The 10,883-nt window shown below is 70.4% G+C and carries 9 protein-coding genes; 6 read left to right on the top strand and 3 right to left on the bottom strand.

The features are described from left to right. Nucleotides 1-376, bottom strand: a 376-nt coding sequence (locus J0695_RS25435; RefSeq protein ID WP_206965643.1) for a peptidoglycan bridge formation glycyltransferase FemA/FemB family protein, incomplete at its 3' end; no start/stop codon positions are given. 226 nt (nt 377-602) lie between these two features. Between J0695_RS25435 and J0695_RS25430 the strand changes: the two genes are divergently transcribed. The 6 genes from J0695_RS25430 to J0695_RS25405 all read left to right on the top strand — a co-directional run bounded on the left by J0695_RS25430 (nt 603) and on the right by J0695_RS25405 (nt 7,465). Next, nucleotides 603-1,688: a GNAT family N-acetyltransferase gene (locus J0695_RS25430; RefSeq protein ID WP_206965641.1), complete on the top strand. Its 1,086-nt coding sequence runs from the start codon at nt 603-605 to the stop codon at nt 1,686-1,688. A 49-nt stretch (nt 1,689-1,737) separates the two neighbouring features. After that, nucleotides 1,738-3,054, top strand: a complete 1,317-nt coding sequence (locus J0695_RS25425; RefSeq protein ID WP_206965639.1) for a glycosyltransferase family 2 protein — start codon at nt 1,738-1,740, stop codon at nt 3,052-3,054. A gap of 41 nt (nt 3,055-3,095) precedes the next feature. Continuing rightward, nucleotides 3,096-3,851, top strand: a complete 756-nt coding sequence (locus J0695_RS25420; protein ID WP_206965644.1) for a polysaccharide deacetylase family protein — start codon at nt 3,096-3,098, stop codon at nt 3,849-3,851. A 164-nt stretch (nt 3,852-4,015) separates the two neighbouring features. Next, the gene (locus J0695_RS25415; protein ID WP_206965637.1) at nt 4,016-5,905 is read left to right on the top strand and encodes a hypothetical protein; all 1,890 of its coding nucleotides are present in this window, start codon (nt 4,016-4,018) and stop codon (nt 5,903-5,905) included. Nucleotides 5,906-5,924: 19 nt separating this feature from the next. After that, nucleotides 5,925-6,320, top strand: a complete 396-nt coding sequence (locus tag J0695_RS25410) for a hypothetical protein (RefSeq protein ID WP_206965635.1) — start codon at nt 5,925-5,927, stop codon at nt 6,318-6,320. 65 nt (nt 6,321-6,385) lie between these two features. Further along, nucleotides 6,386-7,465 (top strand): glycosyl hydrolase, encoded by a 1,080-nt coding sequence (locus J0695_RS25405; RefSeq protein WP_307798753.1) that lies wholly within the window; start codon nt 6,386-6,388, stop codon nt 7,463-7,465. On the opposite strand, the gene J0695_RS25400 is transcribed toward J0695_RS25405, so the two are convergent. Next, nucleotides 7,435-9,591 (bottom strand): lipopolysaccharide biosynthesis protein, encoded by a 2,157-nt coding sequence (locus J0695_RS25400; RefSeq protein ID WP_206965631.1) that lies wholly within the window; start codon nt 9,589-9,591, stop codon nt 7,435-7,437. The genes J0695_RS25405 and J0695_RS25400 overlap by 31 nt on opposite strands. After that, entirely contained in the window at nt 9,584-10,726 is a 1,143-nt protein-coding gene (locus tag J0695_RS25395) for a DegT/DnrJ/EryC1/StrS family aminotransferase (protein ID WP_242553172.1), read from the bottom strand. Before J0695_RS25395 ends, J0695_RS25400 begins: the two co-directional genes overlap by 8 nt. Between the last annotated feature and the right edge of the window lie 157 nt (nt 10,727-10,883).

Genomic DNA, 10,883 nt, shown 5'->3' with positions numbered 1-10,883 from the left:
GGATGGGTCCCCCGGTGGCCGCCTCCCACTGGGAGGCGGCCACCGGGGGACCCATCCGTACCGCGAAGGCCCCACGGGCCCGTGCGTGCGCCAGCAGAGGCCGCAGCCGCCCCTCCACGAGATGCGGCAGGAACCAGTCCACCGCGGGCCCCTCGGGCACGTACGCCAGCGACCGCCGCGTCCCCGGCGCCTGCCGGTAGAGCACCAGCGCCGCATCCCGCTGCACACCCGCGGCGTCGAACCACCCGACACTCTCCGCCTCCCACCCCTGCTTGACCCGGCCCCAGGCCGGCGTCTGCAGCGGACCGGCGGCGGGGTACAGGGCGAGGTGGCCGAGGTGCTCCTCGGTGCTGATCGTCCGTACCGTCAGGCTCATGGTGCGCGCTCCTCTGTTCGAGTACGCACCCTAATCGCCCCTCCCGTCACGGGGCCGCGCTCCTCCACCGGCCCCCGGACCACGCCCTCGAAGGATGTGCTTCTGTGTCGTAGTTGTCACTAGTTTCACAAATCAGCCACAAGAACAGTGATAGTGCCTACCGTGCGGCGAAAGCGACCGGTACCGTCCCTTCCAGGGGAGCTCAGGGGGAGACCGGGGGGTCGAGTTGAGCGCTGTACGGATCCGTGTCGTCAGGCCGGGAGAGCTGAACGCCGGAGAGATCGAGAGCTGGCGGGAATTACGAGCCAAATCGGGTGCGCCCGCAAACCCTTTCATGGAGCCCGAGTTCACCCTCGCCGTGGGCCGCGAGCGGTCCGGGGCGCGGGTTGCGGTGCTGCGGGAGGACGGGGAGGCCGCAGGGTTCTTCCCGTACGAAAAGAGGTCGCTGGGGCGCGGAAGGGCTATCGGATTCGGGGTGTCCGACAGCCAGGGGGCCGTGCTGAGGCCCGGGATCACGCTCACGGCGGATGAGTTGATGAAGGCCTGCGGGATCTCCTGCTGGGAGTTCGACAACCTGGAGGCCCAGCAGGGGCTGTTCGTCCCCGATGCCGCCGAGACGTATTCCTCGTACGTCATTGATATCGGGCACGGTTACGAGACGTACGAGAGCGCCCTGCGCACCCGGTCGCCCAAGTTCCTCAAGACCACACTCGCCAAGGAGCGCCGTATGGGGCGCCGGCTCGGCGGGCTGCGGTTCGTCTTCGACGAGCGCGACCCGGCCGCGCTGCGGCAGCTGATGGAGTGGAAGTCGGCGCAGTACCGCAGGACAGGACGCGGCGACCGCTTCGCCAAGGAGTGGATCAGCAATCTCGTCCAGTACCTGGCGCATCTGCGGACACCGGGCTGCTCGGGGATCCTCTCGGTGCTGTACGCCGAGGACAGGCCCGTCGCCGCGCACTTCGGGCTGCGTTCGCGCACGGTGCTCGCCTGCTGGTTCCCGTCGTACGAACCGGAGTTCGCCAAGTACTCGCCCGGTCTCGTTCTCCATCTGCGGATGGCCGAGGGGGCTGCGGCGGCGGGCATCGGGATGCTCGATATGGGGCGCGGCGCCGCCGAGTACAAGGACTCGCTGAAGACCGGGGAACTGCCTGTGCACGAAGGGGCGTCTCTGCGACCGGGCGCGGGAGCGGCGCTCCACTGGGTCGGGCGGGAGCCGGCCCGGCGTGCGCACAGCTTCGTACGCAACCGGCCGAAGCTCGCCGCATTCGCCCAGGGCTCCCTGGAGAAGGCGGGGCGGCTCCGTGGCAAATAGCGCAGGGGTGAGACCGCAGGCCAGCAGCAGGCAGAGACGGGGGAGTCGTATGCCGCACGTACCGCACCAGCTCCATGCGATCAGAGTGGCCGAGCTCGACCTCGCCGGACTCGAAGGGGAGGTGCTCTCGCTGCGGCCCGCGCCCGGCGGGGCGCCCCTGACGACCGGTGACATCTACGCACTCGTACGGCTCCGGGGCACCCCTGTCGGTGCCGTCCTGGCCCACGTCGCGCCGGGGGAGGACACGGCCGGGGCGCTCGCCGCTGCGGCCCGCAGACAGCTGGCGCCGTTCGCGCAGGACGGTCCGGCCCCGCCCGTCAAACCGGGTGGACTGCCCAGGGCGTCGGTCATCGTCGCCTCCCGCGAACGCGCCGACCAGCTGTCCCGCGCGCTCGACTCGCTCCTCGTCCAGGACCATCCGGACTTCGAGATCGTCGTCGTCGACAATGCGCCCGTCACCACCGCCACGCGTGACCTCGTCGTGGAGAACTACGCGCCCAAGGGCGTCCGTTACGTGCACGAGCCGGTCCCCGGTCTCGCCTCCGCGCACAACAGGGGTGTCGCCGCCGCCGAGGGCGAGGTGCTCGCTTTCACCGACGACGACGTGATCGCCGACCCGCACTGGCTCACCGCGCTCACCGCGCCCTTCGCCGCCGACCACCGCCTGGCCTGTGTCACCGGACTGATCCTGCCCGCGCTGCTCAACACGCCCGCGCAGATCCTCCTGGAGAGCCATGGCGGCTTCGCCAAGGGCTTCGTTCCGCGCCTCTTCGACCCGGCGGCACCGCCCGCCGACGAACCGCTCTTCCCGTTCACCGCGGGGGAGTTCGGCTCCGGCGCGAACATGGCCTTCCGTGCGGCACCACTGCGCGCGGTCGGCGGATTCGACCCGGGTACGGGGGTCGGCACCCTCGCCAAGGGCGGCGACGACCTCTACGCCTTCGCCCGCATCGTGGTCGCGGGCCACCGGCTGCGCTACACCCCGCAGGCGCTGGTCTGGCACCACCACAGGGAGACCTGGAAGGACCTGGAGAACCAGGCGTACGGCTACGGGGCCGGCCTCACCGCGTACCTCACCGCGATCATCGTCCGCCGCCCAGGCCTGCTCCCCGCCCTCATCGCGCGCCTGCCGCGCGGCCTCGCGCACGCACTGTCCATCACAGCGTCCAGGACGGACACCACAGGCGAATCCGGCCCCGGTTCCGGCCCCGGTTCTGTACCCGGCGAGCACGGCACCCACGACTATCCGTGGCCGCGCAGCCTCTCCCGGCTGGAGCGAAGGGGGATGCTGTACGGACCGATCGGCTACCTCCGGGCCCGCCGCGCCGTCCGCGGCAACCAGCTGCCCTGGCAGGAGGGCCGGTGAGCCGCGCCGAGCGCATACCCGTCCTCCTCTACCACGCAGTGATGGACGACCCGCCGGACTGGATCGCCGAATTCACGGTCACACCGCGGCAGCTGGCAGCCCAGCTCGACGCGATCCTGGACAGCGGCCGCACCCCGGTCCGTATCGGCGCGCTCGCGGACCATCTCGCCGGACGCGGGGCGCTGCCGCCCCGCCCCGTCGCCGTCACCTTCGACGACGGCTTCGCCGACCTCCCCGGCACGACCGCCGAGGCGCTCGCGGGCCGTGACATCCCGGCGACCGCCTACCTCACCACCGGCGCCATCACCGCGGGCGGCCGCAGCCTGCTGCCGCCCGCGCCCATGATGGACATCACCCAGGCGCCGCTCCTGGAGCAGTACGGCATGGAAGTGGGCGGCCACACCGTCTCCCACCCTCAGCTCGACACGCTCACATCCGCCGAGCTGATCCGGGAACTCTCCGACTCCAAGAGCGCGTTGGAAGAGGTACTGGGACACCGGGTCGACCACCTCGCCTACCCGCACGGCTACAACAGCCGCGCCGTCCGCCGGGCCGCCGCCCGGGCCGGTTACGACAGCGCGGTCGCGGTACGCCACGCGCTCAGCTCGGAGACCGACGAGACGTACCGCATCGCCCGTCTCATCCTGCGCCGTACGCACACGGTGAAGGACATCGAGGCGTGGATGGCCGGCGGCGGCGCACGCGTCGCGCCCTACCCCGACTCGCTGCCCACGGTGGGCTGGCGGCTCTACCGGCGGGGCCGGGCGGCGCTGCGCGGCCCCGTGTTCGCCGGGTAGCCCGGCCGGGTCGACCACCGCCGTAAACCAGTGAAATCCCTTGTGCAACAAGGGGGTTGGAGAGGCGGACAAAGGCGAAGGTTGTTCCTATAATTCGCCGAAGGGGACAGCGGCGTGACGGCCGCGACCACATCTGTGGGGGGAGTCGCACGGTGCAGCAACGCATGCCCACACCGGTCACGGGGAGCGCCGAGGTACCGCCCTCCGGGACGTCGGAACCAGAGGACGCCCGAGCGAGACAGGAGGGCGATCCCAGGGTTCCGCTGTCGCGCCGTATCGCCGAGCTGGAACCCCAGCAGTGGCTCACCTGCGGTCTGTTGGTCCTGGCAGCAGTCCTGTGGACGGTCTCGCTGCCGATGACCGACTTCCGGCACATGGGCACCTACGGTCTGCTCGACAAGTTCTCGCCGCTCTTCTACTTCTCCTTCGTCCCGCTCACCGCGGGCTTCGTCATCAGCCTGCGCCGCGCCGGGACGGCACCCTGGTGGCCGGCGGTCTACTGCATCGCGCTGCTCGTGGCGATCAAGGCGCCGACCGCGATCCTCTACGACGCGGTGCGCTACCCCTGGGCCTCCAAGCACGACGCGGTCGTCAACCACATGCTGCGCCTCGGCGAGCTCCACCCGCACGAGGCGCTGTCCGGGAACATGTCCGCGTACGACCAGTGGCCCGGTTTCTTCACGCTCAACGCGGGCCTGGTGAAAGCCTTCGGCGTCAGCTCCACGGCCTCGTACCTCAACTGGGCGTCGGTCGTCTACGGCATCCTCGTCATCCCGGTGCTCGTCCTGATCTACCGCACCTTCACCGAGGACTGGCGTCTCGTCTGGGCCGCGGTGTGGATCTTCGAGCTGGCCAACTGGGTCGGCCAGGACTACTTCTCGCCCCAGGGCATGTCGTACATCCTCTATCTCGCCATCCTGGCCGTGGTGCTCCGCCACTTCGTCCGTCCGGGATCGGCCGGGACCCTGCGCTCGCGCCACAATCTCGACCCGGCGGCAGCAGCCGTTCCGCCCCCGACCACGGTCCGCCAGCGCGCTGTCTGCGTGGCGATCATCGCCCCGCTGATCGCCGCCATCAACTTCTCGCACCAGCTCACCCCGGTGATGCTCTGTGTGGCCCTGATCGCGCTCAACCTCACCAAGCGGTACCGCAACTGGGGTCTGCTCGTCGTCACCGGCATCATCATGCTGATCTGGGACCTCACGATGGGCCGCCCGCTCTTCGTGGAGACGGTGGAGTCGCTGAAGGAGTCGGCGGGCAACCTCCTGAACAACTCGCGCCCGGGGTACGCGGGCAAGCTCACCGGCGCGGGCCCGGTGCTGCAGGGCGAGGCCAACGTCATCATGGTGCTGGCCGTCGTCGTACTCGCGGGGGCGGCGCTGCTGCTCCGCCGCCGCCTGGTCAGGAGCGCGCTGCCGCTGCTCCTGGTCTCCGCGGCCCCCGTGCCGATGTTCGCCGTCAACGACTACGGCGGCGAAATGCTCTTCCGCGTCTACTTGTTCGGGCTCCCTGGCGCCGCGTTCTTCGCGGCGGCGGCCCTCGTCCCCGCGGCGGCCAACACCGGAAAGCACCGGGTCGCGTACCGCCGCATCACCGCGGTGGCGCTCCCGCTCGCGCTGGTCGCGCTGGTCGCGGGCTTCTTCCCGTCGTACTACGGCAAGGAGCAGAGCTACTACACGCCGCCCGCCGAGACGGCGATGGTCACCAAGGCCATCGGCAACGCCCCGAAGGATGCGCTGATCCTCTCCGCGACCGGCTCCTTCCCGATGGCGCTGGATCGCTACGACGAGCTGGAGCACTGGTTCTTCGTGGAGCAGGAGGAGCCCGAGAACATCAAGATGCTCAAGGACCCGGCGGGGTACCTGGGCAGGCAGATCTCCAAGGGCACGACGGCGATCGTCATCCTGACCCGTACGCAGGAGACCTTCACGGCGGCCGAGGGACTGCTGCCCGCGGGCGGCTTCGCGGAACTGCGCAGCAAGCTCGAAGCCTCGCCCAAGTACCAAGTGATCGACCGCAACGAGTACGGCGTAGTCCTCGAATACCACGCATGACCACGGGAGTCGGACTGCCATGACCTTCACCACGACTCAGGCGCGCGCGGCCATGGCCGTCTCCGGCTGGCTGGCCCTCGCCGCGACGGCGGCGCCCGCGGCCTCGCCCGCACGCTGGATCCCGGTCCTGCTCTTCGTCCTCTTCGGCCCCGGATTCGCCCTGCTCTTCCCACAGGCCGGCCAGCTGCGACCGGCGGCCAGACTGGAGGCCCTGGCGCTGACCGCACCCGTCAGCCTCTCCCTGGCGGCGCTGGTCGCCACCTGTCTCTTCCTGGTGAAGGGCTTCTCGGGCACGTCTTTCCTCGTCTCCCTGGCGGCGTTCACGACGGTCGCCGCGCTCCTCCCCGGACTGCCGCTGCCCGCGGCCACGCGCGGCGCGATCGAACGCAGCCGCAAGCCTGTGAAGCGCCGATGACGGGTCGCCACGCGCTCTTACGGAGCCGCCGCCCGCGCGCGTACTCCGCTCTGATGCTGTTAGGGGTGGCGGCTCTTCTCGCGGGCCTGGGCGTCTGGCTCGCCCAGCCGGACGCCAACGGTGACGGCAAGCACACCGTTCCCAGCGCGAAGGGGCTGCCGAAGAACGCGGCCTCCGGCCAGGTGCCGACGGGCCGCTGCGCCCCGTCGGCGAAACTGGTCCCGGCCTGCGGCGCCTGGTGGGGTGCCTACGTCCCGTACGCGGCCGACGGCTCGCTCAAGGACGCGGTGCACGGCTTCGAGTCGAAGATCGGCCGCAAGCTCGATCTCCTCTACACGTACCACGACATGTCCGGCAAAGAGCTGGACGGCCAGCTGCTCACCCCGGACGAGCAGGAGCTGGGCAAGGACCGGCTCCTCATGCTGGCCTGGGAGTCCACGGTCTGGCGCGAACCGCATCACGCCAACTACACGGAGGACCAGCTCGGCTGGAAGGACGTGGCGGCGGGCAAGTACGACGCCTCGATCATCGACAAGGGCGCCGAGCGCATCAAGGCGTACGGGAAGCGCGTCTTCTTCTCCTTCGATCAGGAGGTCGACGCCCGCATCAAGGAGGGCGCGGGGACGCCGGCCGAGTATGTCGCGGCGTACCGCCACATCCATGACCGCTTCAAGCAGCTCGGCGTGACGAACGTCGTCTGGGTCTGGACGGTCTCCGGTTACCTGGGGCAGGGCAACGACAAGACCATCAAGTCCCTGTACCCGGGTGACGACTACGTCGACTGGCTGGGCATGGACCAGTACAACTACTTCGCCTGCCACAACACCACGGACTGGAAGAACTTCGACCGCAGCCAGCGCCCCACCTATGACTGGCTGAAGTCGGAGATCTCCTCCTCCAAGCCCATCATGTTCGCGGAGTTCGCCACGGTCCCCGATCCTGCCGACCCCACCCGCCAGCGCGACTGGTACGCCCAGATCCCCTCCACGGTCCGTACCCTCCCCGACGCGAAGGCGCTGGTGATGTGGAACAGGTCGGTGCCGGGCAAGGCCTGCGATCTGACGGTCAACTCGGGTGAGGGGCTCGCGGGTTACAAACAGGCGGGCAAGGACGGCTACTTCAACCAGCCCGTGCCACCGCGATAGCGCTGCATGGCCAGCACCGCCCCCGTCACCGCGAACAGCGCCAGGAATACGGGTATCCCCGCCACGGCGAAGACTCCCTGTGCCGCCCAGCCCGCAACCGTCAGCACCCATACCGCGCTCGCGGTGATCCGCCAGTGCGCGCCCAGCGACCGCATCAGGACCGCGACCAGGCCCAGGCAGAGCAGTTGCAGCGCCACGGGCATGACCCGCAGCACTCCTGCCGGACTGTCCATGCCCGCGGCCTCCGCGAAGAAGGACGCCGGCGCCCCGTGCCAGTGCTCGGCGGCCGGATGCGGCCCGATGCCCACCAAGAGTGGAGCCGTGTGCAGCGCGGCCATCGTCACCAGCAGGCTGGAGACGATCAGGGCGGGACGGGCCCGGTACAGGGACACCGCCGCGCTGTGGACCACGATCAGCAGCACCGCGGCCGTGAGCGTCACCGGCGGCAGGGCGTCGATGAGCTGCGGTCCTGTGAGGTGTTTGTCGTGCAGGTCGGTGGCGCGGGAGAGCGGCACCCAGAAGAGGCCGGCGGCCAGGCCGAGAAGGAGCCAGAGGGAGTCGGTGAGCAGCGACTCGGTGGTTTCCTCGGGGACAGGGGGCGCCGCGGCGGTCGGGGTGCCCGGCTCGTCGGGGACGAAGACCGGTATGCCCAGCGCCGGGGTCGCCGTGTCGTGGACGCCCCGCAGGACGAGCGTGTCCTTCGCCCACTGCGTACCGAACTCCGCGGACCGCCCCTCGACCTTGTCGCGCGCCCAACGGGTGCCGTACGCAGGGGATGTGGCGTCCCTTCCGCGTGCGGTACGGGCGATGGGCGCGCCGTTCGCGAGCGCCCTGCGCAGTCCGACGGCGCAGGCCAGGGACATCGCCGTCATGGAGGTCAGGACCGCCCAGCCGGCGCCGTTGATGCCGACCCTGCCGAGCAGCACGACCGTCGAGCCAAGGACCAGCGTGCACATGGTGCCCTGGACGAGGGCGAGTGCGCCCGTGCGGCCCTGGACGCGCAGGACGCCGATGTACAGCTCGACGATCACGCGGGGGAGTGCGGCGGCCGCGAGCAGCCGCAGGACGGTGGTGCCGTGCGTCGCGTAGTGGGCGCCGAAGGGATGGAGGATCTGCGGGGCGAAGACGATCAGGAAGATGACGACCGGGATGAGGAGGTACGCCATGCGCCGCAGGGCGCCCCGCACCCCCTCCGCCAGCCGGCCCGGGCTGTGCGAGGCGTGCGCGGTGAGCGACGAGGCCATGTTGATGGCCATGTACTCCATCGTGCCGCCGACGGTGTACGCGATGTAGAAGTAGCCGTTCTGCGCGGCCTCGAAGCGGACCGCGACGACCACGGGCACCAGGTTGATCATCGCGAGCGAGAAGAGCGCCCCGACCGAGTCGCCCGCCAGGAAGCGGCCGATCTCGCGCAGCGCGGGCGGTTCGCGGTCGGCCTCGGCCGTCTCCTGCCGCGGGATGAGTTTGCGGAAGATCAGCCAGCCGAGCGGCAGTACCGAGATCCCGATCGCCGCCGCCCAGGAGACGAAGATGCCCAGGACCGGCATGGCGGTGGCGAAGACGGCGAGCAGCAGCAGCTTGCCGATGGAGAAGACCGCGTTGCCGACGGGCACCCAGATGGCCTTGCGGAGCCCGGTGAGCACGCCGTCCTGGAGCGTGAGGATCGCCCAGGCGATGCACGACCCGGTGAAGATCAGCCCGGCGGTGAGCGTGCCGAGCGGGGCGTACGAGGGGCCCCACATGTCCAGTGTGAGGAAGAAGATCCCGCAGCCGACGCAGACGACCACCGAACTTCCCGCGTACGCACGCCGCACCAGCATGCCCGTGGACCGGCCCGCCCTCGGTACGTAACGGACGACCGCTCCGATCATCGTTGTCGCGGTGATCGAGGCGAGCAGCCGCATCGCGGCGATGGCGGCGGAGCCCTGACCGACGGCCGCCTCGGTGTAGTACCGCGCGGCGACCAGCCAGAAGCCGAGGCCGAGGGCGGCGGAGACCCCGGTGGAGAGCATCAGCGCGTAGGCGTTGCGGAACATCGAGTCGCCGCTGGGCGCCGCGGAGGTGGCCGGCGCGGGCGGCTCGGCCTCGGTTCCGGACTCCTCCCTGGTCCGGGTGGTGTCAGACACCGTCCGGACCTCTGGCCGGTTCGGCGCCCATGGCGGTCAGTACGGCGATGACCTTCGCGGCCCGCAACGGGTCGACGGGCAGCGCGTGCTGGGCGAACCAGCGGGCCCGGTCGGGTGCGGGGGACACGTCGGTGAAGTCCGCGCCCGCGTACTCGTCGAGCGGTGGATCGTAGAGATAACCGACCGTGATGCGGTGCCCGGCCAGCTCCGCGATGGCCGCGTCCCGGTCGGCGACCAGGAGCGGCACCCGGAACAGCGGCTGCACGGGTCCGGGTCCCGGCTGCGCCCAGCGCGTCGCCAACAGCCGTTCCGTACCGGCGAGATGGGCGGCGAGCTTCGCGTCGATGCGCTCCGTCAGCCGGGCGATCCGGCCGAGCCGCGCCCGCCCCGAGACCAGGCGGTAGTCGTGCATGTCGACCCGTACCCAGGGATCGAAGTCGGTCAGCGAGGGTGCGGTCGCGACGGCCTGTTTCAGCGCGTCGGGGCGCAGCGGCATCCGGATGGACTCCCGCTCCTGCATCCCGAGGAGCCGCATGGTGGCGTGGGCGGCTGTGGTGAGCCGCAGGCCTCGTACGACGGCTTCGGCGTATGGACGGACCGTGTACGCCGCCTCGGCGGTCAGCCGCCGCGGAGCGAGCAGCTCGTCCCTGGCCCGCTCCAACTCGCCCCGCAGCGCCGGGTCGGCGACGGCGAGGATGCCGCCCGCCTTGGCGTGCGCATGCTTGGAGAGCGAGAAGACGGACGCCTCGCCGAACGAGCCGACCGGGCGCCCTCCGACGGAGGAGCCGATCGCGTGGGCCGCGTCCTCGATGAGCGGGATATCCAACTTGTCGCAGCGGGCCCGCAGTTGGGGCGCCGGATCAGGGTTCCCGTACAGATTGGTGGTCAGTACGCCACCGAGCGAGGACCAGAGCTCGTCGGGCACGGCGTCCAGGTCGATGGAGCCGTCGCGCGCGTTGAGCGGCGCCTGGACCGGTCTGAGGCCGGCGGCCAGCACCACGAAGAAGATGACGTCGTCGTTGACGGGCGACATGAGCACCCGCGCCCCGGGTCTGCACCACTGGCGTAACGCCAGGTAGAGCCCGATGCGGCATGACGGCACATAGAGACATTCCCGGCCGAGACGGCGGCGCATCGACTGCTCGATCCCCGCTGCCCGGTCACCCGTATCGACAACTCCGAGCGCCATAACAGCTCCCCCCTGAGCCCCTTGGGACAAGATGGCTCAAGTTGGGGTGATTCGTCAATGATGCGAACCAGGCTGTGGACAACTGGCGGAAAAGCCGCGAGAG

Source organism: Streptomyces beijiangensis, from assembly GCF_017315755.1.
GTDB lineage: Bacteria > Actinomycetota > Actinomycetes > Streptomycetales > Streptomycetaceae > Streptomyces > Streptomyces beijiangensis.
The sequence above is the reverse complement of the archived record's forward strand: the minus strand, read 5'-3'. Positions and strand labels throughout refer to the sequence as shown.

Bases quoted from the DNA above. Each gene is read 5' to 3' on its own strand.
- J0695_RS25425 (WP_206965639.1), top strand. From the start codon at position 1,738: ATGCCGCACGTACCGCACCAGCTCCATGCGATCAGAGTGGCCGAGCTC.
- J0695_RS25420 (WP_206965644.1), top strand. From the start codon at position 3,096: ATGGACGACCCGCCGGACTGGATCGCCGAATTCACGGTCACACCGCGG.
- J0695_RS25415 (WP_206965637.1), top strand. From the start codon at position 4,016: ATGCCCACACCGGTCACGGGGAGCGCCGAGGTACCGCCCTCCGGGACG.
- J0695_RS25410 (WP_206965635.1), top strand. From the start codon at position 5,925: ATGACCTTCACCACGACTCAGGCGCGCGCGGCCATGGCCGTCTCCGGC.
- J0695_RS25395 (WP_242553172.1), bottom strand. From the start codon at position 10,726: ATGCGCCGCCGTCTCGGCCGGGAATGTCTCTATGTGCCGTCATGCCGC.